Below are 21,699 nucleotides of genomic sequence, written 5' to 3' on the forward strand. Positions count from 1 at the left end.
AACTAGACAATGATTCGTATTGAAAATCTTCCTTATTTCTCACATCTCAATCGCACTGAACTTGAAAAAATAAAAAAATATTGTACGCTGAAAAAATACACATCGGGTGATATACTTTTTTACGAAGGCGAAACACCACAGTATCTTTACATTCTTCTAAAAGGTACGCTTAAAGTGTATCAAACAACCGCCAAAGCAAACCACGTTTTCATTCTTTTTTTGACACAGTCTGGGGAAATTATTGGAGATTACGCTTTGTATGCCAAGAGTCCTTATCCTAACACCGCGCAATTTGTCACCGAAGGAGAAGTGCTTAAAATCAATTTTTTTCCTATTCAAAAAGAGATGCTCAACAATGCTATCTTAAACCTTTATATCATCCAATCTCTCATAAAAAAACAAAGAGTTTTTTTAAATGTCATTCATAATGAAATTAGTACCAATACCGAAGCGAAAGTTGCAAAATTTTTACTCGAACATGAAACCATTGTTCAAACACTTAAACAAATCGAAATAGCTTCCATCCTCAATACAACACCCGAAACACTCTCACGCATGCTTTCAAAATTTAAATCTTTAGGATTTATACATATTGACACAAAGCACATCATCACTTTACAAAAAAAAGAAGCTCTTCAAACCTATTATCGTACCATTGTGCAAAATTGATTCATATCAAGTCAAGGACAAATGGCATAATGTATAATGCCTTAGAGTAAAAGATAGGAGAGCTTATAATGACATTATTGCGAACCGTTATTTTAATCTTTTTGACACTGCAAACGCTGTTTGGAAAAACACTTTCACTGCAAGAAGCGATTGATGCTACGCTTTTAACGCATCCCGATGCTAAACTCGCGCTGTATCAATTAAACATGGCATATGAAACGCTTGGCATCACAAAAGCGGCCACCTATCCTGAGCTTAGCGTGAATGCGGAATATTACCCCACCAAAACACTCGTTTTACAAAACAATGGCAATTTTGTAACACGGGATCATTTTTCAACGCATTTAGATGTGACGATGACCTATACGTTGTGGGATTTTGGTCGTACACAAAAACGCATAAATGCGGCACAACAAGATGCAGAGTCTGCTTTAGCACTGAATGAAAATGCCAAAGCATTGCTGGGTGAAAAAGTCTGGCAAGCGTACTATTCGTTGGCATACCTTCAACGCGTCAACACGGCCAATGCCCTCTCTCTTGCCTTTTACCAAGCACTCTACGATCAATCGCGTCAAATGAAAACTGTGGGACTCAAAACCGAAGCCGATAGCGAACGTTTTTATGCTTCGTTGCTGGACGCCAAAGATTTACTGGAAACCAGTCGCAATGAAGAGCGTAAATATACCCATTTACTGAGCATGCTCACTGGCTTTTTAGAACAGGACATTCGTATTGAAGATGATTTTACAGCACTTTCGCACACCACGTTACCCTCTTTCCCCGATACCAAGTGGCGACAGATGCTCAAAGAGTATAACGCTGAACTTGAAGCCTTAGGCGCTAAAATCAAGCAAAGTCAATCACTCTATGAATCATCCAAAGCAGAAAATTATGGCACCATTCTTTTCGCGGGTTCTTTGGGTAGTGATACCTCCATCTCCTCTTATTCAAGCAATCAAATTGGCATTAAAGCCTCCATTCCTCTTTTAACCGGCGGGAGGATTTCCCATCAAATCGAAAAAGATAGAGTCGGTATTTTAGTGGCAGAAGAAGCATTGCGAGCGCGTGAATTAACGCTTTGGCAAGAGTTGTATGAAGCCATTTTAGATACAAAACGATTAGATACAACCATTGAGGCTAAGCAAATGGCAGCACAGGCGCTTTCCAAAACCGTTGCCATTACCCAAGGGCGTTACAAAGAGGGGTTAGCCACGTACATTGAAGTGCTTGAAGCCCAACATGCTTACGACAATGCCACCATTGCTCAAAGTGCCGCTATGTTGCAAAAAATAGCCTCTTTAGCCCATATTAAAAGACTTATTCCCAAAGGAGCTTCCCTATGAACAGGGCATCTGTTATGAAAAATACATTGATTTTAGTGGCGATTATGGCGATTGGAAGCTTTTTTTATTTTAAAGTGTATCTACCCAAAATTACATTTGCTTCGATCTCACCCATTGTTCAAGATGTGAATGAAACAGCGTTTGGGGTTGGAACGATAGAAGCGAAAGAGATGATTGTTTTAGCACCTAAAACAACAGCCAAAGTGCTCTCTCTTTTTGCCGATCAAGGCGAAATCGTTGTGAAAGGGAAGGCGCTTGCGGTGATGGATCCTTCGGATCTGCTCGCATCCAAAGAAGAAGCTTTGATGGCGATGAAAAAAAGCCAGATGTCACTGCTTTCCCAACAAAGTCTCCTTAAAGATTTGGAAGCCAAATATACGCTAGCGCATACAACACTGATTCGCTATCAACATCTCATTTCAGAAGGTTTCGTGGCACAAGCGGAGTTAGATACGGCGTTTTCAGCCGAACAAAGCGCCAAAGCTCAAATGGAAAATGCAACGTGGCAAGTGAGTCTTATGCAAGCAGATATCGCGCGCAATGAGGCTCTGGTAAAAAACAGCAACGCTAAAATTGAAGATCTTACGCTCAAAGCCCCTGAGACCATGGTGGTTCTTTCTCGTGATGCCGAAGTGGGAAGTACGGTTCTTTCGGGCTCACCCGTCTTTCGGCTGATCAATCCCAACGCCATTTGGGTCAAAATCTACATCAATGAACGACAAAGCGGAACGTTACATGTAGGCCAATCTGCTTCTATTACCCTACGTTCACACTCTTCAACGCCTTATCGTGGGCACATCGCGCGCATTGGGCTCGAGAGTGATCGCATCACAGAAGAGCGAGAGGTTGACATTGCGTTTGATCAGCCACAACACCCTCTTTACGTGGGAGAACGGGCGGAAGCGACGATTGAGCTGGCACAGCATACCCGTGTCTTAACCCTTCCGCTTTTAGCGCTTACAACACATCAAGGTGTCAAAGGTGTTTGGCTTGCCAACGAGGGACATGCACATTTTAAACCGCTAAGTTTTCAGACAATCAGTGCCAATGGTCTCATCATAGTCACCGAAGGCGTAACGGAGAAAGACACCATTCTTGTACCTGCGGGACGCGATATAACGGAAGGTATGCGGATTAAATTATGATTAGTTTAGCACAAAGAGACATCGCTCATTCTCTGGGTAAATTTCTCACAACATCTGCAGGCATTGGAATGCTTTTGGGCGTTGTTTTAATTATGATTGGGGTTTATCGAGGGTTGGTGGATGATGCCAATGTTTTACTCAAAGACACCCAAGCCCAATTATGGATTGCGCAACAAGACACATTAGGTCCTTTTGCTGAAAATTCGCGCTTGCATGAAGATGTCAAATACCAAATCAAAGCCTTTGAAGGCATCAAAGATGTCTCAGCCCTTACCTTTCAAAACCTTCAGCTTTACCGCAACAATCAGCCCATACGCGTTTTTGCGATGGGGTATGATATTCATTCTTTTTACACACCGCATCTTCTTGTAGAAGGCAGACCGATTCTTGCAAATCATTTTGAAATGATCGTTGATAAAAAAACGGGATTTAAATTGCATGATGAAATTGTCATTGGTAGAGATGTTTTTAATGTCGTCGGCATCACAAAAGATGCAGTCTCGTCTAGCGGCGATTTGATGGTCTATTTTTCACTGCCTGATGCACAAAAACTTCAATTTTTATCGAGCAATGAACAAATTCGCAATGATCGTGCCAGAGGTACTAAAGCAACCGACACAACAACCATCAACGCAGTCATTGCAACCGTGGAAGAAGGTGCGGATCTCAAAGCAATCGGGCAAGAAATCGAACGATGGAAACATGTCAAGGTCTTTACCCAAGAGGAACAATCCTCGCTCTTAACCAAAAATCTCATCGAACGTTCCGCCAAACAGATCGGCATGTTTACCGTGATTTTATTGCTCGTCGCTTCCGTGATTATCTCACTCATTATTTACACCATGACTATGGGCAAAATCAAGGAAATCGCCATTTTAAAACTCATCGGTGCTTCCAATGGAGAGATTGTCAAAATGATTGTGCAACAATCCGTTCTTTTAGGGATCTTATCGTTTATCGCCGGCATGATTTTCTCACACAATTTAATGGATTTATTTCCCAAACGAACTATTTTAATGAGTGCTGATGCGTTCAGCCTTTTGGTGATTGTCATCATCGTGAGTATCCTAGGTTCACTTTTTGGCGTGCGTTCAGCGCTCAAAATTGATCCTGCTAGCGCCATTGGAGGGTAATATGCCATCATCACATCCAAGTGTCATTAAAGTAGAACAGCTTTCAAAAACCTATGGAAAAGGTGAAAATGCTGTTATGGCCATTAAAGAATGCTCATTTGAAATTTTCAAGGGAGAAACCGTTGCGCTTTTAGGCCCCAGTGGTTCGGGAAAAACAACGCTTATCACCATGATAGGCTGCATCACGGAACCAACGCAGGGGAAATTATATCTGGATGGTGAACTCATATATGATCAACACTGGTGCATCAGCGATACACGGAAATTACGCCGTCAAAAGATCGGCTTTATCTTCCAATCGCACAATCTCATCCCCTTTTTAAACGTCGAAGAGAACATAACGCTCGTTCCGCTGATGAATAAAACCAACCCCAAAGAAGCGACGCTCAAAGCGAAAGAGCTGTTGGAGTATTTGGGTGTGGGGAACAAACTCACCGCGATGCCCTCACAACTTTCAGGCGGGCAGAGTCAACGCGTGGCCATCGCTAGATCGCTCGCCAATAATCCAAAAATCATTTTAGCCGATGAGCCAACCGCCGCCTTGGACGGCGAACGTGCCCTTTCGGTGATGCATTTACTTAAAAAACTTGCCACCGAACAAGACGTTGCTATCTTGGTCGTCACGCATGATGAACGGATGATTCCGTTATTTGATCGAATTATTCGTGTGAATGATGGGTTTGTGAGCGAAGAGCTAAAATAAATATTTTGCCTTAAAAAGGTACCAAACTATGCACATGATCTTAAGCTCCTATACTATAAAATAATTTTATCGATCATAGGCAAGGAGTCCTTTTGGAAAACAACAAACATCATCTCATCGCCGAGTTTGAAAAAGAGCTCAAGCAGTATGAAAGCTTTAGCGACAAAATGGACATCTTACTCAAAGAACTCCTAGACCAAGAGAACATCTCGTACCACTCCATCGAAAACCGTGTCAAAGAAAAAAGCAGTTTGTCGAAAAAAATTGACGGTAAAAACAAGTACCAAAACCTGGACGAGATCACCGATATTGTGGGGTGTCGCATCATCAGCTACTTTGAAATCGATGTTGAAAAAATTGTCAATCTGATCTTTAAAGAGTTCAAAATAGACGAAGTCAATTCCATCGACAAAAAGAAAATCTTAGACCCTGACCGTTTTGGCTACCTCTCCTACCACATCATCTGCTCCATCAACGATGAAAGGGCACAGCTTAGAGAGTATAAAAACTACAAAAATCTCAAATTTGAAATCCAAGTGCGAACCATTCTCCAACACGCATGGGCGGAGATAGAACACGACATAGGCTACAAGTCGAACATCGCCGTTCCTAGGGAGTTCCGTCGAAAATTCTCACGCATAGCGAGCATTCTTGAAATTGCCGATGATGAATTTAGCAGACTCAAACTTGACATCCATAATTACGTTGAAACCATCTCTAAACAGGGGTTTGAAAACATCGACATTAACGCCGAAAGCCTCAAACTTTTCATCGAACAATCAAACGATCTTGAAGAGATAGAAGCCTACATTATCGAAAAACTAGAGCTCACATCCATTGCTTTTTCAGAGCAGATGCAAGCGGCAAACATCAGCCTTTTTTTAAATATTATCAACACGTTTACAACCTATAAAGAGATATTGGAAGTTCAAAACTCCATTCAAAAAAACAAAAAGCTCATCAAACAATTCATCGTCAAATGGGCACATGCGAGAGGTAAATTGCTGGAGCGATTTCGTGAAAATTTCGAGCAAAAAGATGGTTTCATCATCGGTTACGCTTTGATGATCGAGTTTTTAGAAACCAACCACAAAGAGGGACTCGGAGCATTTTTCCCAAGTCTTTCTGCTCACGAAAAAGAAGAAGCAGTGGCTTTGGCTTTGAAAATCTATAAGGAAATTACGCGTAATAAGTGAAGGTGAAAATCTTTACATGTAAAGATTTTGTATAGAATTTAGCCTATTTTATTTTTTAGAAACATCAAAATCATACAAACGAATTTAAGTTTCTTCTTCTAACTCTTTTTTCATCACCTCTATTTGAGTTTTAAGTAGAGGGAACTGCTCAGTAATCACTTTCCAAACGATCTCTTCGTCGATTTCAAAGTACCAGTGAATGAGTTTGTCGCGCATTTTTGCCATGAGTGACCATGGAATTTAAAGGTATTTTGAGGCTATTTCATCAGGAATTTGTTTGGTGGCTTCACCGATGACTTCGAGTTCACGCACACAAGCACTCACCGTTTTATCATCAGCCTTGAAGTGTTCAAAGTCGTAGCCCGAAGTAAAAGCTTCTATCTTGTGAATGCTTTTAAGGATGTCATCCAGATACAAAAGATAATTGCGTTTCATACCGCAATCGCCTCTTTGAGGATGTTTTGGCAGAGCTCCGCTCGAAGTTTTCGCTTAGGCACTAAATCAACATTTTTACCCAATGCGCTTTTGAGTTTTTCTTCGAGTTCGATAAAGGTCAACAAATCAGGTGTTTGCGAGAAATCAACGAGAAGATCAATATCGCTTTTTTCAGTCGCTTCACCTCGTGCCGTTGAGCCAAAAAGGGCGAGTGATGTGATGTGATAATGCCCAGCAAATTGTGCTTTTAAAGCAGATAATTTTTGCAAAATCAGCTCTTTTTCACTCATGGAAGCCCTCCTTCAATTTTGACTTTATTGTACCAAAAAAGCCTATAAGTTGGTATAATCCGCGTTATGCAAACAATTTACGGTGATAGAGCAAAATGTTATCAATGTCATAGACCCAAAAGCTCGTGTATGTGCGGCCATATTTGCCCCATAGAAACGCACACTAAATTCATCGTTTTGATGCACCCCAAAGAGTTTAAAAAAACCAAAAATGGTACGGGGCATTTGACGCATTTATCGCTTCCAAACTCTGAGCTTTTTATGGGTATCGACTTTAGTGACAATGCGCGCATTAACGAAATTATCGAGGCGTATGAGAGTTTCATTCTCTACCCATCCTCTCATGCTATCAACCTCAGCCATCAAAATCCGCTCGCTGAAACATCTTTACATGTAAAAAAGCCCATGGCGATTTTTCTCATTGATTCGACGTGGGCGTGTTCGCTTAAAATGATGCGTGAAAGTAAGAATTTGCACGCTCTGGCGCACATCAGTTTTGATTCTACCAAGCGTTCAGAGTTTAAGATCAAAGAGCAGCCGCTGGAGTACTGTCTCTCAACCATTGAGTCCACACTCACGGTTTTAGAGCTTCTGAGTCAGTGGCAGATCGAGACGATAAAACACGAGCAGTTAGAAGCGTTTCTCACTCCGTTTCACGCGATGATTCATTATCAATTAGTGTGCATCCAAAACCCATTGCATCAAGCGGTGAGGTTTAAGCCCAAAAAATCAAAGGCTGTTGATGCGTAACATTATCTCCTTTATCCTATTTTTGACACTCTATTCCCTTCCCCTTCAGGCGATGCCAGAGGATGCTGTTTTAAAAAAGATGATCGGACGCATGCTCGTCATTGGTTTTGATGATGCGACGATTGATGCGCAAAGTGCTATCGTTCAAGAGCTTCAAACCTATGAACTGGGTGGGGTTATTTTATTTGATCGATTTTATAAAGAGAGAGAACGGATAAAAAATATTAGCTCTCCTGCACAGCTGCAAGAGCTGACCAAACAACTCAAACACTATGCGCAAAAGCCGCTGCTGATTTCGATTGATCAAGAGGGTGGAAAGGTTGCGAGGCTCAAAAAACGTGATGGATTTAGCGAATTTCCTTCCGCTTTTTCATTCTCCAAAAGCTCCTTCGAACATGCCAAAGAACGCTACACGCAGATGGCGCAGATGCTAAAAGAATACGGCATCAACTGCGACTTTGGTCCCGTAGTCGACTTGGCGATCAACGCTGAAAACAGAGTGATCGTTGGGCTAGAGCGCTCCTATGGAAAAGAGAGTGAGGCGGTGACACAGTACGCTCAAATTTTTAGTGATGCGCTTAAAAGCAAAGGCGTTATCAGCGTACTCAAGCACTTTCCTGGGCATGGATCTTCTCTGGGCGATTCGCATCAAGGCTTTGTCGATGTCACACAAACGTGGAGCGAAAAAGAGCTAGAGCCTTACCAAAATCTCATCAATACCAATACTGTTTCGATGATCATGTCTGCGCATGTTTATAACGCAAAACTCGATGACACCTACCCCGCAACGCTCTCATATGCCATCAATTCCACACTTTTGAGAGGCAAAATGCACTACCATGGCGTGCTCATAAGTGATGATTTGCAAATGGAAGCGATTGCAAACTATTACACCCTCAAAGAGACAGTCACCTTGGCGATCAATTCAGGCATCGATATGCTTCTTTTTGGCAACCAGCTCTCAAAAACACAAACTAATGCCATCGTTGAGACCATTTTTTCACAAATTAAAAGCGGTAAAATTCCGCTTGCACGCATCCTTGAAGCCAATGAACGCATTGCAAGATTACCACTTTAATAGACTTCTTGTAAAACTCAATTTACAAGAAGTAAAAGCACTAAAAGTGCGTGGGCATTCTGCCGAGGAAAACCTCGTATTAACATCGTCTTTAGAGCTTTGCTTTAAAGACGTATCAAGAGTTCTGCAAGAACTTTAATGTTTACATGTAAGGATTTTTCTTTACATGTAAACCATTTAACCCCTCTTTTAGACCACTTTCGTTATAACTTCACGATTTGTTTTTTAAAAAATACTTAAAAATCTCAACGTAACTAAGGGTTAAGCTCGGTGCTTTTGTAACGTTTCTTTACACTAAACTGTATCAAAAAGAAACTGTGTCACGTTTCGCTACATTTAAGTGTGTCAAAAAGGTACGTTTGTCTCTCAAAAACGTCGTATTTCTCAAAAATGTCGCTTTGAAGTCGCTTTGTATTTTTAGAATGCACGCATCTTATCACAAGGAATAAAAATGATCTCATGGTGGAAACACATGGCTCTGTGGAAAAAGATCTTCATAGGACTCTGTTTGGGTCTCATCGTCGGACTTCTGTTCAAAGACGTAGCACTCATGCTTAAGCCTCTAGGAACGCTCTTTATTAACCTCATCAAAATGTTGATTGTTCCTCTCATCTTTGCCACATTGGTAACGGGCATCACGTCGATGGAAGATTTGAGCAAAATGCGTCGCATTGGTCTCAAAACATTTTCAATCTACTTAGTGACCACCGCGATTGCCGTAGCAATTGGTCTTGCCTTTGGTATTTTCTTTGAGCCAGGCGCTGGGGTCGCACTGAATAACACAGCGGCTGTTGTAGCGAAAAAAGCACCACCGCTTATCGATACACTCTTAGCACTTATTACCACAAATCCTGTCGAAAGCCTCGCGAAAGGCGACATTTTACAAATTATCTTTTTTGCTATTTTCTTAGGCATTTCCATCAGCCTAGCAGGCGAAAAAGGCAAACCCGTCGCGGCCTTTTTTGACTCTTTTTCCGAAGTGATGTTCAAAATGACAGAAATCGTCATCTCATTTGCACCTATCGGTGTTTTTGGTTTGATGGCATGGGTTTCTGCGTCGTATGGAATTGATGTGCTCATTAGCCTTGCCAAAGTCATCGCATGTGTCTACATTGCATCGATCATTCACATGGCACTGACGATGGGCGGAGGAATTGCTTTGCTCGCAAGGCTCAACCCTATCACGTTTTTCAAAGGTGTTGCTTCGGCGCAAACGGTTGCATTTACCACTACCAGTAGCTCAGGAACTCTTCCCATAACAACCAGTAATGCTATCCATAATCTGGGTGTTTCCAAGCCGATCGCAAGCTTTGTTCTGCCACTCACTGGGTGCGACCATCAATATGGATGGAACCGCGATTTACCAAGGTATTTGTGCGATGTTCGTGGCGCAAGCCTTTGGCGTTGATCTTACTTTTGCAAACTACATGACCATCATCCTCACCGCAACGCTTGCCTCTATCGGTACAGCAGGTGTTCCCGGTGCTGGACTTATCATGCTTTCATTGGTTTTAACTTCGGTAAATTTACCATTAGAAGGGATTGCCATTATCGCAGGAATTGATCGTATTTTAGATATGGCACGCACCACGGTGAACGTTACAGGAGATGCGATGACAGCGGTTCTCGTGGCTCAAAGCGAAGGCGAGCTTGATGAGAAAATCTACAACCAAGACAACGTCGAATAGACCACTTTAATAGTTTACATGTAAGGATTTTTCCTTACATGTAAACGTTAGATTAAGTACACTCCATTGTAAAATAACGCTTCAATATAAACGGTGGAATCACGGTTGTCATTACAATCACAAAAATAAGCATGGCATAGATGTCATTTGGAAGAACGCCATTAACACGCCCCATCTCTGCAAAAATAAGTCCAACTTCACCACGTGGTATCATTGAAACACCGATAATAGCGTTATTTTTAATGCACTTTTGAAAGATAAAAAACGCTCCTGCAAACTTACTCAAAAAAGCAATCGCACTAAAACTAATGCTCAGAAGCCAAAACGTCCACGATGAAAAATCAATCACACGTAAATCCATCGACAGACCCACCATCACAAAAAAAATGGGCGTGAAAATTTGGATAATAGGCGTCATATTGGTTTTTACATCGTTTAAAAGCTGCTCATTCGAGCCTAAAGCGGTACCAAAAGGGAGAAAAAAACGTCTTGAAAGCGCCACTCCTGCGGCAAAAGAACCTAAAATAGCAGGGGCGCCAACCAGATGCGATAAATACGAAAAGAGGAGAATTAACGCGATAATAATCGTAGGAAGATACCCCGGAACCATCATGCGCGCATGGTATTTATGAATCATAAACGAAAGCAATTTGGCAAGAATGGGGGCTAAAATCAAAAATGAAACCACCATCGCACTGACAGAGAACGTGTGGTAAAAACTTACTTCATGCGTCATTGAAAAATCGTAAATAAAAACCAATAAAATAATCCCTATAATATCATCAATCACTGCGGCGCCAATGACGATTTGAGCAATATTGGTCTGCTCCATATGAATGTCTTTAAGCACCCTGAGTGTAATGCCAATACTCGTAGCCGTCAATGTTCCACCAATAAAAAGGGCGATATTGAACGATAGATCAAACAGATAGTATGCGGTGACAAATCCACTGATCAAGGGAAGGAACACCCCTAAAATCGCCACAATAAACGACTTAAGTCCCGCATCTTTCAGTCTTTTAAAGTCGGTTTCCAACCCCACTTCAAACAGAAGCAAGATAATGCCAATCTCCGCTAAAATTTTCAATACTTCATTCGGCGTAATCACACCAAAAACCGATGAGCCTAAGAGTACACCTGCAAGTAATTCGCCCAAAACAGAGGGAATGCCAAATTTTGCAAATAATTCACTTAGAAACCGAGCGACAATAAGAATGAGAAAAAGCGCTAAAAAAAATTCATGAATTTGCATCACTCATTGTAGCAAAAGTTTGATACCAACTATGACAAAAGCAATCCTCTAAACTCTTTACATGTAAAGATTACCCAAACGCTAACCACACCCCAACGCCCAGCATCAATGTCCCTGCGATGCGGTTCATCAGCCTCACATTGTCGCCTTTTTGCAAAAAGATCCGCAAGGTATTGCCACCACTCGCGTAGATAATCATACAGACAAATTCAAGCGTTAAAATAATGGCTAAAAGCACGGATATCTGAGGTATAAGTGGCTTAGTTTGGTTGATAAAAGGCGGAAGAAGAGCGATGAAAAACGCCCACCCTTTTGGGTTAGCAATCGCCGTGATAAAGCCTTGAAGTGCCAAAGAAGTCGCGGAGATAGTAGATGAACACTCCGTTTTTGAAAGCGCCATCTTGCCACGGTTCAGCCAGAGTTGCACACCCAAATAGCCCAAATAAAGCCCGCCTGCGTATTTAAAAATCGTAAAAATATCAGGATGATTGATCATAATCGCCGCGACCCCAATGACCGAAGAGAGCGCTACAATCGCCACTCCGACTAGCTCGCCTGCCATCATGTAAAACGTGCGCTTAAGCCCGATGCTCATGCCCAAACTCATCGCGAGTGTCATGCACATACCCGGAGTCACCGAGACAAAAAAGAAGGTGGGAAGAAAAATCGCCATAATCGAAAAATCAACTGCAGAAGCCACGTCACATCCTTTAAACAAAATGGCATTATAGCTCATCTCTTCTTTCTAAAAAAGAGAAGTTAGTTTTAAACGGTTTCATTTAATTTCAAGAAAGTTTCGTACAATGAAACATTAATTTACGCAAAGGTTAAGTCATGACTGTCTCTGAAGCATTCAAAGCACGAAAATCCTCACGCGCTTTTTTACCCCAAGAGGTTTCACCAACACTCATCGAAGCGATTTTAAACGATGCCAAACACGCACCCTCAGGTGTCAATATGCAACCATGGCACGTGTACGTCGTCAGTGGAGAAAAAAAACACACACTTGAAACCAAAGTCATCGAAGCTTTTGAGCAAGGTCGCAAAGAGGTCATGGACTATGCGTACTACCCGTCCACGTGGGGAGAGCCCTATAAAAGTCGCCGAAAAGAGACAGGGCTTTTGATGTACAGCACACTGGGCATTTCAAAAGAGGACAAATTAAGGCAAATCGAGCAATGGAAGCTCAACTACCGCGCATTTGACGCACCCGTGGTACTCTACTTTTTTATCGACGCTAACCTTGAAAAAGGCTCGTATCTCGACTATGGCATGTTCTTGCAGTCCGTTATGTTGAGCGCTACGGAGAAAGGGTTAGCAACCTGCCCTCAAGCCGCTTTGGCTGAGTTTCCAAGCATCGTTAAAGAGGAACTTGGCACCCCAGAGAACATGCTTCTGCTTTGCGGTATGGCGCTCGGATATGAAGATAAAGAGGCGCTTATCAACAGCTACCGAACGCCTCGCATTAGCCTTGATTCGTTTGTAACATTCTACCGTTGAGCGCATTCTTGCATCTAACCCATTTTCAAGTACAATACCGTAAAACAAAAGGATAACGTATGCGTCTACTTGGCAATGTTCTGTGGTTTCTTTTAGGTGGCGTTTTTATGGGGCTTTCGTGGTGGTTTTTTGGCGTCATTGCCTTGCTCACGATTGTCGGGATTCCTTGGGCAAAAGCCTGCTTTGTCATCGGTCAATTTACGTTCTTCCCCTTTGGCAAAGAGTCCATCAGCCGCAAATCACTGCATCAAAAAGAGGACATCGGCACGGGAACATTGGGGCTTATCGGTAACGTTTTTTGGTTTGTTTTTGCTGGTATTTGGCTTGCCATTGGGCACATTATGTCTGCCATTGCGTGCTTTGTAACGATCATCGGCATTCCGTTTGCGATCCAACACCTTAAATTGGCTGTCATTTCACTCGCACCCATTGGACAAACCATCGTCGATAAAGAGGTCGCCGCGGTGATTCGTCAAAAAGAGGCGGAAGATTTTGTGGAGCAATCACGCTAAACAATGCCCATAACGATCCATCCTTTTGAGACCTTGTTTACCACTGAAATTGTCAACCTCCATCACGCCTGCGTACATGCGATTGACCCCTCCATCTATTCGCTCGAACAGCAAGAAGCGTGGGCGCACACGCCGCCTAATTATCCGTATTGGGAGAAAAGGCTTTCTCTTAAAAAACCGTTTGTGGCGATGGTGGAAGCAAAAATTGTCGGATTTATAGAGCTCGAAGAGAACGGACATATCGACTGCGCCTACACTCATCCAGCGTATCAAAAGTGTGGCGTGATGAGCGAACTTTATACGTATGCCCAAAATGTGGCGCAGCAAAAAGGCATCAAACGCTTATTCCTCGAAGCCTCCATCGTCGCAAAACCCTTTTTTGAAAAGCGCGGATTTGTCACACTCACGCGCAATGAAATCAAGAGAAATGCTCAAATGATCGTCAATTTTTCGATGGAAAAAATACTCAGCTGAATCTTTACATGTAAAACCATTTTAACCTCATTTCTTCTTGACCCTGTAATATGTTCGTACTATAATCACCCTAACGCTATCGTAATAAGGATCGTTTATGTATCTACTATTGGTCGCAAGTTTAAATGAAAACATGAAGTTGGCACGAAGGATCGAAAAAAGCCTAGAAACACTGGGCGTTAAAAGCAAAATCATCAATTTAGTCGATTTGAACATCACCCTATACGACTCAACAAAAGAGGAAAATGACGGCATTCCAAGCAAAATCACAGAGCTCTCAAGCACCATGAAAAACGCTTCAGGCTACATCGTCGTATCGCCCGAGTACAACTACTCCATTCCGCCAACACTCACCAACGTCATCGCATGGCTCTCCCGAAACGGTGAGGATTTCAGAGAACTCTTCACCCTAAAATACGTCCAACTCGCAACGCACTCAGGTGTAGGCGGAAATGACGTCTGCAACGCGATGCGTTTACAGTTTTCAAAACTCGGAGCCATTGTCGCACCCAGAGAGATTGTAACAACGCCCAAAAAAGAGGTTGAAGAAGCTAGTTTGCAGAGGATTTTGAGCCAGTTTGTGGGGATTTCGCAGAAGTAACAGCGCGTTATTTTGAATTTGCATCCACAAAAATCAAAAATTCCTGTGGTGACATCACTTTGATAGTGGCGTTTTTAAACCCTGTGGCATCGCGCGTGACGATGGCGTCCACGTCAGTGTATTTGGCGCTAGTGTAAATGACACTGTCTTCAAAATCACTCCCAACGCTGCGCACACTCTCCACTAAAACAGGTTTGGTGAGGTTGGTGATTTCAAACAGGGTGAGCAAGTTTTCCATCGTCTGATTGCATCGTTTTTTATCGAGATGTTTGCCCAAAAGGTAGTAGAGTGTGGTGAGTGTTGTGGGGCATAAAAAGCCTTGGATCTGCTTTGATTCTATCTTTAAAAAGATCGCTTGCGCCAATTCACTAAAAGGTTCGAGGTCCAAAAGAAGGTCTAAAACAACGTTCGTATCGAGTAATACTCTCATAAATATTTCTTTTCAAGATACGCTTGATACGCCTCTTCCCCAGCTCCTTTTAAAATGCCCCGAAGTTGTGAAGTTTTAGACGATGGCGCTGTTTTTTCCTCTTTTTTCAAGATAGACTCAAAAAACTGCGTGACCATTTTTGAAACGGAAGTGTTGTGTTTTTTTGCATACAGTTTCATATTTTCGATCAACTGCACATCCGTATAAAGCGTTATTTTTGAACTCATTTCCCGCTCCTTTTAGTCGTATATATTTTTTATTATTATACGGTATTTTTTGTTTTGTGTCAAAAGGGAATTTAGAGATAATCTTGTATAATTGAAAGATATAAGAGATTATTGAGTGTGGGTTAACGAAAATTTGAAAGGGGATTTTTTATGTTCGATATAGCAACTATATCCACTGCGGTTGGTAGTGTTAAAACTGCAATCGAAATTGCAAAACTTATAAAAGAGAGTTCAGGGTCTCTGCAAAAAGCAGAGCTTGATTTAAAACTAGCTGAACTTATTACCTCTCTTGCTGATGTCAAACTGCAAATGGCAGATATTAAAGATGCTCTTCTGGAAAGTGAAAACGAGAAAAAAGAACTCAAAGCAAAATTGGCATTACAAGCCAAACTTGAATTTGAAATGCCTTACTATTGGACGATAGAAGAAGATGGTGAAAAAGATGGACCATTTTGCCAACTCTGTTACGATAAAGAAAAAAAGCTTATTCGATTACAAGATCTACAAGATGGTGAATGGTTGTGCCATTCCTGTGGAAAACTTTTTAAGGACAAAACTTATACTTCAAGAAATTATTATTGAGAGGCTTATATCTAAACCTCTCACTCCTCAATTTTCTGCATCCGATAATACAACACAGGAATCACCAAAAGCGTCAATATCGCGGAACTCACCACACCGCCGATCATCGGAGCGGCGATGCGTTGCATGACTTCGCTTCCGACACCATCCAACCACATAATCGGTAAAAGTCCTCCAAGGATGGCGAAAACGGTCATCAGTTTGGGGCGAACTCTCAGCACTGCACCTTCAAAGATGGCTTCTTGAATATTTTTTGCCGTTCGCTCTTTTACATGTAAAATGGCTTCTTCAAGATAGATGATCATAACAATCGCCGTTTCCACCGCGATGCCGATGAGTGCCAAAAAGCCCACGATGACAGCGATGGAAAGGTTAAAGTTCAAGACATCCACATACAAAAACCCACCCACAGCGGCAAGTGGCAAAGTCAAAAAGACCAAAAGTGCATTTTTAAACGAACCAAGCCCTAAGTAAATGAGCACAAACGTCACCAAAAGTGTTAGCGGAAGAATGAATTGAAGGCGCTCCATCGCACTTTCCAAGTATTCGCTCTCCCCTGCCCAACCGATGTAAAAACCTGTTGGAAACTCCACACTCTCTTTTAAAATCTTGCTCGCTTCTTCTTTATAGGTTTTAGACGAAAAGCCCTCTTTGAGCGTGATGTAGATGTAGTTGACTTTCTTGCCCATCTCAGACTTTAATTCACTCGCGCCCACGTCGTAACCCAGTTCTACAAAGTGCCCCAGACGTTGAAACCCGTACGGCGTTTTGATGGTCAACTCACTGATGGCATTCAGGTCTTTACGACTCTCTTCTTCCAGTCTTAACGTGATCGCATAACGCTCGATGCCTTGGTAAAAGGTGCTCACTTTCGAGCCACCGATGGCGTTGTCCACGAAGTTAAGTATCTCTTCTTTCGTGAGACCATACGCGGCGATGTTTTCAGGCTTGAGCGTCATATTTAGGTAATAACCGCTATTTGCCTTGTCTGCAAAGATGCTTTTCGTTCCCTCGTAATTAGCGAGTACACTGGCGATTTTATTGGCGCTATCTTCTAGCGCTTGGTCATTGTCGCCATACAGTTTGATGCCAAGTGGTGTTCGTATGCCAGTGATGAGCATGTCGATGCGCCCGCGAATCGGGTATGTCCATGAGTTCGTAAGCCCTAACATTTGGAGTTGTTCGTTCATCTCATCTCTGAGTTTCTCGTAGCTCATACCTGAACGCCACTGCTCTTTGGGTTTGAGCTGTATGATGGTCTCGATCATCGAAAGCGGTGCTGGGTCTGTCGCACTCTCCGCTCGCCCTGCTTTGGCAAACGTACTTTCCACTTCAGGAAAGCTCTTGATAACTTCATTGCTCTTTTGCGCGTACTCTTTTGCCATCTCTATACTGATGCCAAACGGTGTGACGGGCATATACATAAACGTCTGCTCATTCAGAGGTGGCATAAACTCCCAGCGCTGTTTCGTAAACGTGTAATAACCGAGTACCAAAAAGCCGATGAACGCAACCATAGCGATGTACCAAAAACGCATATGCAGTCGTAAAAGTGGCGCATAAAGCCAGATGAAAAAGTTATTAAGTGGATTTTTATGTTCTTCAAGGATTTTGCCTTTGACAAAAAAGAGCATCAAAAGCGGAACCAGCGTGATGGAAAGCACTGCGCCGATGAGCATCGCGAAGGTTTTGGTGTACGCCAACGGTTTAAAGAGCGCGCCCTCTTGACCGCTGAGTGCGAAGATAGGCAAGAAGCTGACCACGATGAGTAAAAGGGCAAAAAAGATGGGGCGACCCACTTGTTTGGACGAAGCGATGATGATGGCTTTGCGCTCTTCTTCGCTTTTTGGCTCGCCATGCGAGAGCTTTTTATGGACGTTTTCGATCATCACGATACACGCATCAACCATCGCACCAATAGCTATGGCAATGCCACCCAAACTCATGATGTTCGACTCCAACCCAAAAAGCTTCATGCACAAAAAGGTCAAAGCAATGGTAAGTGGTAAAACGATAATGACGACCAAGGCACTTCTAAAATGAAGTAAAAAGAGCATCACCACTGCCAAAACGACGATGCTCTCTTCCAAAAGGGCACGTTTGAGGTTATTGATCGCTTTGGTAATGAGGTCGCTTCTATCGTACGTCGTCACCACTTCCACATCGTTTACATGTAAAGATTCTAGCTTCTCTTTGACCGCTTGGATGACCTTGTAAGCGTTCTCTTTGTGGCGCACAACCACAACGCCTCCGACCACTTCGCCTTCACCGTTCAGCTCTGCCAAACCACTTCGGTAGGTAGGAACCACACGCACATCGGCGATGTCAGAGAGTTTGAGAGGAATGCCATTCACCGTTTTGATGGTAATGTTTGAAAGGTCTTCTAATGAAGCGGCAAAACCTCTGGCTTGGATGATCTGCTCAAAGCCATTTTCAAGCACGACACGCCCACCCAAATCACTGTTGTTTTTGGAAAGTGCGCTCATAAGATCGTCGATGCTGAGATCATACTTGTAGAGTGCGTCCGGACGAAGTGTGACTTCATAGTCTTTGACAAAACCGCCCACACTCGCCACTTCACTCACCCCTTCAACACCCAAAAGTGCGTAGCGGTAGAGGTAATCTTGAATGCTTCGAAGCTCATCTAAGCCTCTGTTTTTAGACGTAAGTGCATACTCAAACGCCCAACCGATGCCCGTTGCATCAGGGCCTAGTTTGATGGTCGCATTTTTGGGTGCATTTTTAGAGACGTTTTGGATGACTTCATTCACCCTGTCACGCGCCCAGTAAAGGTCGGTGCCATCTTCAAAGATGATGTAAACGATGGCATTTTCATACGAGGTAAACGCGCGCACGGTTTTGGTTTTTGCGACCGAGAGTAACGCATTGGTCAGTTCATAAACGAGCTGATCTTGGATGATTTTAGGTGACTGTCCCAAATACTTCACATTCACGATGACTTGCGGTGGTGTCAGGTCTGGCAAAGCATCCAGTGGTGTCTGCCGAATCGCCCAGAACGAGAGAAATGCGGCGATGAGCAAGGTGAGCAGAAGAAGCGCCTTGTTTTTGACGCTTTTTTCAATGATACTCTCGATCATTTCATTGCCCCTGCGTTATTTTGGGCATCGGCATCAAACATAAAGAGCGCATTGGCGACTACAACATCGCCCTCTTTTAGGCCTTTGATGATTTCAAAGGTGTCGTTATTCAGGCGTTTCGCTTCGATCTCGCGTGGTTCGTATTCGCCTTCAAATTCACCTTTGACAAAGACACTCGTCTTTGCGCCTTTGGTCATCACCGCACTTTTTGGAAGGGCTAAATACTCACGTTTGGCTGTTCCAAAACGTGCTTTGGCAAAGGCATTTTCGTAGATTTCAAGCTCTTTATTTTCAATGACTAAACGCACATCCACACTTTTCGTTTGCGGATCAACTTTTGGGTAGATAAAATCAATTTTTGCTTTGTAGGGTTTTGAACTCATATCAAAAAAGATGTCAGCCGTTTGGGCAGTTTTGACAAAGTCGAGGTCTTTTTCATACACTTTGACAATGAGCCATAAGTTGGCGTAGTCACTGATCTCATAGAGTTTTGTTCCTTTAGGAACGAACGCACCTTGGTTGACGGCTTTTTGGGTAACGATGCCACTGTATGGCGAAACGATGGTGATGTTTTCAGGCACATTTTTATCCGCGATAATCTTCGCAATGGTCTTCTCATCAACGCCTAAAAGTTTAAGCTTCTGAGTAATGCTCTGAACCATGCTGTCACTTTTAATGCGAAGCGCGTTGATGAGTTCTAGCTCTGCGGTGTAAATCTCTTGCGAATAGAGCTTTGCAAGCGGCTCACCTTTTTTTACATGTAAAAAGTTTTTGTTCACATACAGTTGCTCGATAAACGCGTCATAACGCAAGCTTACCTCTTTGACACCCTCTTCGTTGGCCTTGGTGTAGCCGTAAAACTCTTTGGCGGAACCTTCCAATACCTTTTTCACTTCGATGGTTTTGACATTGAAAATCTGCTTGGCATCAAGCGTGGAGCCTAACAGTAAAAGTGCTGTTAAAATAAGATGGGTGACTTTCATAGCTCGACTCCTAAAAGGGTGTAGATTTTGATGATAGACTCGTTATACGCGAACGTGTTAGCGTTGATCTGTTTTTGCGCTTCAATGATTTGACTGAGTACATTGAGAAGACTCAAAAGGGCATCATTTTGAGAAAGTGCGGTACTTTGAAGCACTTCGTACATCTTCTCATTTTCATACAAAACTTCTTTGGCAAGCGAGATTTTGTCGTACTGAAGCTCTTTATTTAAAAGCTCGTCTTTGAGCTCAAACAGTAAGCTTTTATGCACCGACTGTACACTTTGTTCGGACGCGGCATGAGTCAGTGTGGCTTTTTGGATGGAGGCGTTTTCTTTGCCGTAAATTGGAAGCGGTACGGAAATGCCTACAAAAGCGTAGTCATCTCTGCCTTGTCTTCGGTTATAGCCTAGTGTTACCGTGACATCGGGCGTTTTATTCGCTTTTTCATAACGCAAGTTCAACAACTCTTTATTGCTTTGGATGATTTGTGCTTGAAGCTTGGGTGATTTTTCCAAAAGCTTCTCTTCATCACTGAGAAGGTAGGGTAACAAGCCCTCATGTGCTCTTATCTCAGGCATTTTCGTAACGATGATGCTCTCTAGCTTTCGCTCTATAGAAGCTTTGTCACGAAGCAGTGTCTTTTTCTCAATGGCAAGATTTTTTTGCAAAATTGTATTGTTCAGCGTATCGACATAATGCGCGCTCGTGGTGTTATATGAGAGGTGTGCATTTTTCAGGTCTTCCAACACTTTTTCATACTTGGTTACTAAAGTAAGGTCTTGATTGATGCGGATATAGCTTTGCTCCAACACACCAATTTCTCGTTGCATTTCAAGTTTTTTGGCTCTAAGCTCTAGCTTTTTAATCGCCAAATCTTGCAATGCAATCGACTCTTTGATGTCCAGTTTTCCACCCGTTGGGATTGTTTGGGAAAGAGAAATCGCCTCATTTTGCATCTCTTTATTTCGCGTGAGAGGTTCATTTAAAAAGATGTCGTTGACCCCAACAGAAAGCATAGGGTTTTCCCAAATCTTGCTTATATCAACCTCTTTTTCAAGCGCTTTAACCTCAGCTTCGAGTGCCTTTAACTCATAGTTATGACTGTAGGCTAAAGAGGTTAACTCACTTTGCGCCCATGCGTAGCCCGCTAGGGCTACGACTAAAAGAGCTCGTTTCATTAGAGGTTCACGCTTGATTTTAAGCGTTGTTTTTTGCCATCAGTGGTTTCGACCACGATGCTAATCTGCCATGTACCATTCATTGAAAAAACAACATTCGCTTCATAAGCGCCATTGGTGTATTTCGCATCGACTTTTTCTTCCATCGCATGCATTCCAGGCATTGCTGGCATAGAAGCAATGATGCTTACTTTGGCATCTTTAACCTCTTTTGCACCCTCCATGACTTTAACTTTGATGAGATTCATCCCCTGAGAGACAGGCTTTAGCGTGCTGTATTCGACCTCTAATGGTCCCGCCATCCCTTTTTTAGACAACGCCTCTGCCGCATATAAACCACCGAGGCTTAACGCCACCGCTAAAAACATCCCTAAAATCTTCTTCATCATGTACTCCTTGTAAAGTTTATAAGGGAAGTATAGAGGTCGTGTG

The 21,699-nt window shown here is 42.7% G+C and carries 24 protein-coding genes and 1 pseudogene; 15 read left to right on the forward strand and 10 right to left on the reverse strand.

Annotated elements, in window-relative coordinates; genetic code table 11:
- Positions 1-9: 9 nt before the first annotated feature.
- From SMUL_RS15220 to SMUL_RS15245, 6 genes are all read left to right on the forward strand, one after another.
- Positions 10-669: a Crp/Fnr family transcriptional regulator gene (locus SMUL_RS15220; RefSeq protein WP_038533546.1), complete on the forward strand. Its 660-nt coding sequence runs from the start codon at positions 10-12 to the stop codon at positions 667-669.
- Between the two features lie 68 nt (positions 670-737).
- Entirely contained in the window at positions 738-2,012 is a 1,275-nt protein-coding gene (locus tag SMUL_RS15225; RefSeq protein WP_025346112.1) for a TolC family protein, read from the forward strand.
- The gene (locus SMUL_RS15230; RefSeq protein WP_025346113.1) at positions 2,009-3,157 is read left to right on the forward strand and encodes an efflux RND transporter periplasmic adaptor subunit; all 1,149 of its coding nucleotides are present in this window, start codon (positions 2,009-2,011) and stop codon (positions 3,155-3,157) included. Before SMUL_RS15225 ends, SMUL_RS15230 begins: the two co-directional genes overlap by 4 nt.
- Complete coding sequence (locus tag SMUL_RS15235; protein WP_025346114.1) at positions 3,154-4,290, forward strand: ABC transporter permease; 1,137 nt, start codon at positions 3,154-3,156, stop codon at positions 4,288-4,290. The genes SMUL_RS15230 and SMUL_RS15235 overlap by 4 nt, the downstream gene beginning before the upstream one ends.
- 1 nt (position 4,291) lies before the next feature.
- Positions 4,292-4,993 carry an ABC transporter ATP-binding protein gene (locus SMUL_RS15240; protein WP_025346115.1) on the forward strand — a complete coding sequence of 234 codons (702 nt, stop codon included), beginning with the start codon at positions 4,292-4,294 and terminating at the stop codon, positions 4,991-4,993.
- Between the two features lie 92 nt (positions 4,994-5,085).
- Positions 5,086-6,189, forward strand: a complete 1,104-nt coding sequence (locus tag SMUL_RS15245; RefSeq protein WP_025346116.1) for a GTP pyrophosphokinase — start codon at positions 5,086-5,088, stop codon at positions 6,187-6,189.
- A gap of 84 nt (positions 6,190-6,273) precedes the next feature.
- Here the strand turns inward: SMUL_RS15245 and SMUL_RS17835 are convergent.
- Positions 6,274-6,624 (reverse strand): annotated as a pseudogene (locus SMUL_RS17835) (HepT-like ribonuclease domain-containing protein).
- Positions 6,621-6,914 (reverse strand): nucleotidyltransferase family protein, encoded by a 294-nt coding sequence (locus SMUL_RS15255; RefSeq protein WP_025346117.1) that lies wholly within the window; start codon positions 6,912-6,914, stop codon positions 6,621-6,623. Before SMUL_RS15255 ends, SMUL_RS17835 begins: the two are co-directional and overlap by 4 nt.
- A gap of 129 nt (positions 6,915-7,043) precedes the next feature.
- Here SMUL_RS15255 and SMUL_RS15260 point away from each other — a divergent pair, with 129 nt between their 5' ends.
- The 4 genes from SMUL_RS15260 (at position 7,044) to SMUL_RS17730 (ending at position 10,430) form a co-directional block, all read left to right on the forward strand.
- Positions 7,044-7,664 carry a tRNA-uridine aminocarboxypropyltransferase gene (locus SMUL_RS15260; protein ID WP_235674107.1) on the forward strand — a complete coding sequence of 207 codons (621 nt, stop codon included), beginning with the start codon at positions 7,044-7,046 and terminating at the stop codon, positions 7,662-7,664.
- The gene (locus SMUL_RS15265) at positions 7,657-8,742 is read left to right on the forward strand and encodes a glycoside hydrolase family 3 N-terminal domain-containing protein (protein ID WP_038533549.1); all 1,086 of its coding nucleotides are present in this window, start codon (positions 7,657-7,659) and stop codon (positions 8,740-8,742) included. The genes SMUL_RS15260 and SMUL_RS15265 overlap by 8 nt, the downstream gene beginning before the upstream one ends.
- A 451-nt stretch (positions 8,743-9,193) precedes the next feature.
- A complete protein-coding gene (locus tag SMUL_RS15270; RefSeq protein WP_280938042.1) occupies positions 9,194-10,150 on the forward strand; it encodes a dicarboxylate/amino acid:cation symporter in 957 nt (318 codons plus the stop codon).
- A complete protein-coding gene (locus SMUL_RS17730; protein ID WP_280938043.1) occupies positions 10,086-10,430 on the forward strand; it encodes a dicarboxylate/amino acid:cation symporter in 345 nt (114 codons plus the stop codon). The genes SMUL_RS15270 and SMUL_RS17730 overlap by 65 nt, the downstream gene beginning before the upstream one ends.
- A 52-nt stretch (positions 10,431-10,482) precedes the next feature.
- Here the strand turns inward: SMUL_RS17730 and SMUL_RS15275 are convergent, their stop codons facing one another.
- Positions 10,483-11,682 (reverse strand): cation:proton antiporter, encoded by a 1,200-nt coding sequence (locus SMUL_RS15275; protein ID WP_025346120.1) that lies wholly within the window; start codon positions 11,680-11,682, stop codon positions 10,483-10,485.
- Between the two features lie 70 nt (positions 11,683-11,752).
- Entirely contained in the window at positions 11,753-12,382 is a 630-nt protein-coding gene (locus SMUL_RS15280) for a LysE family translocator (RefSeq protein ID WP_025346121.1), read from the reverse strand.
- Between the two features lie 134 nt (positions 12,383-12,516).
- Between SMUL_RS15280 and SMUL_RS15285 the strand changes: the two genes are divergently transcribed.
- The 4 genes from SMUL_RS15285 to SMUL_RS15300 all read left to right on the forward strand — a co-directional run bounded on the left by SMUL_RS15285 (position 12,517) and on the right by SMUL_RS15300 (position 14,769).
- Complete coding sequence (locus tag SMUL_RS15285; protein WP_025346122.1) at positions 12,517-13,182, forward strand: nitroreductase; 666 nt, start codon at positions 12,517-12,519, stop codon at positions 13,180-13,182.
- 59 nt (positions 13,183-13,241) lie between these two features.
- Positions 13,242-13,694: a YccF domain-containing protein gene (locus SMUL_RS15290; protein ID WP_025346123.1), complete on the forward strand. Its 453-nt coding sequence runs from the start codon at positions 13,242-13,244 to the stop codon at positions 13,692-13,694.
- A 3-nt stretch (positions 13,695-13,697) separates the two neighbouring features.
- Positions 13,698-14,168 carry a GNAT family N-acetyltransferase gene (locus SMUL_RS15295; RefSeq protein ID WP_051492712.1) on the forward strand — a complete coding sequence of 157 codons (471 nt, stop codon included), beginning with the start codon at positions 13,698-13,700 and terminating at the stop codon, positions 14,166-14,168.
- A gap of 97 nt (positions 14,169-14,265) precedes the next feature.
- Positions 14,266-14,769, forward strand: a complete 504-nt coding sequence (locus SMUL_RS15300; protein WP_025346125.1) for an NAD(P)H-dependent oxidoreductase — start codon at positions 14,266-14,268, stop codon at positions 14,767-14,769.
- A 7-nt stretch (positions 14,770-14,776) separates the two neighbouring features.
- Here the strand turns inward: SMUL_RS15300 and SMUL_RS15305 are convergent, their stop codons facing one another.
- Together SMUL_RS15305 and SMUL_RS15310 are read right to left on the reverse strand one after the other, a co-directional pair.
- Positions 14,777-15,199, reverse strand: a complete 423-nt coding sequence (locus tag SMUL_RS15305) for a PIN domain-containing protein (protein ID WP_025346126.1) — start codon at positions 15,197-15,199, stop codon at positions 14,777-14,779.
- Positions 15,196-15,426, reverse strand: coding sequence for a DUF6364 family protein (locus SMUL_RS15310; RefSeq protein ID WP_025346127.1), 231 nt, complete (start codon positions 15,424-15,426; stop codon positions 15,196-15,198). Before SMUL_RS15310 ends, SMUL_RS15305 begins: the two co-directional genes overlap by 4 nt.
- A 150-nt stretch (positions 15,427-15,576) precedes the next feature.
- On the opposite strand from SMUL_RS15310, the gene SMUL_RS15315 reads away from it, so the two are divergent.
- A complete protein-coding gene (locus SMUL_RS15315) occupies positions 15,577-16,008 on the forward strand; it encodes a hypothetical protein (protein ID WP_025346128.1) in 432 nt (143 codons plus the stop codon).
- 20 nt (positions 16,009-16,028) lie between these two features.
- Here SMUL_RS15315 and SMUL_RS15320 read toward each other — a convergent pair whose 3' ends face one another.
- The 4 genes from SMUL_RS15320 to SMUL_RS16850 are packed head-to-tail and all read right to left on the reverse strand — an operon-like array spanning position 16,029 to position 21,656.
- Positions 16,029-19,106: an efflux RND transporter permease subunit gene (locus SMUL_RS15320; protein ID WP_038533553.1), complete on the reverse strand. Its 3,078-nt coding sequence runs from the start codon at positions 19,104-19,106 to the stop codon at positions 16,029-16,031.
- Positions 19,103-20,089: an efflux RND transporter periplasmic adaptor subunit gene (locus tag SMUL_RS15325; RefSeq protein ID WP_025346129.1), complete on the reverse strand. Its 987-nt coding sequence runs from the start codon at positions 20,087-20,089 to the stop codon at positions 19,103-19,105. Before SMUL_RS15325 ends, SMUL_RS15320 begins: the two co-directional genes overlap by 4 nt.
- Positions 20,086-21,267, reverse strand: a complete 1,182-nt coding sequence (locus tag SMUL_RS15330; RefSeq protein ID WP_025346130.1) for a TolC family protein — start codon at positions 21,265-21,267, stop codon at positions 20,086-20,088. Before SMUL_RS15330 ends, SMUL_RS15325 begins: the two co-directional genes overlap by 4 nt.
- Complete coding sequence (locus SMUL_RS16850) at positions 21,267-21,656, reverse strand: FixH family protein (RefSeq protein WP_084613150.1); 390 nt, start codon at positions 21,654-21,656, stop codon at positions 21,267-21,269. The genes SMUL_RS15330 and SMUL_RS16850 overlap by 1 nt, the downstream gene beginning before the upstream one ends.
- Positions 21,657-21,699: the final 43 nt, after the last annotated feature.

Source organism: Sulfurospirillum multivorans DSM 12446, assembly GCF_000568815.1.
Lineage (GTDB): Bacteria > Campylobacterota > Campylobacteria > Campylobacterales > Sulfurospirillaceae > Sulfurospirillum > Sulfurospirillum multivorans.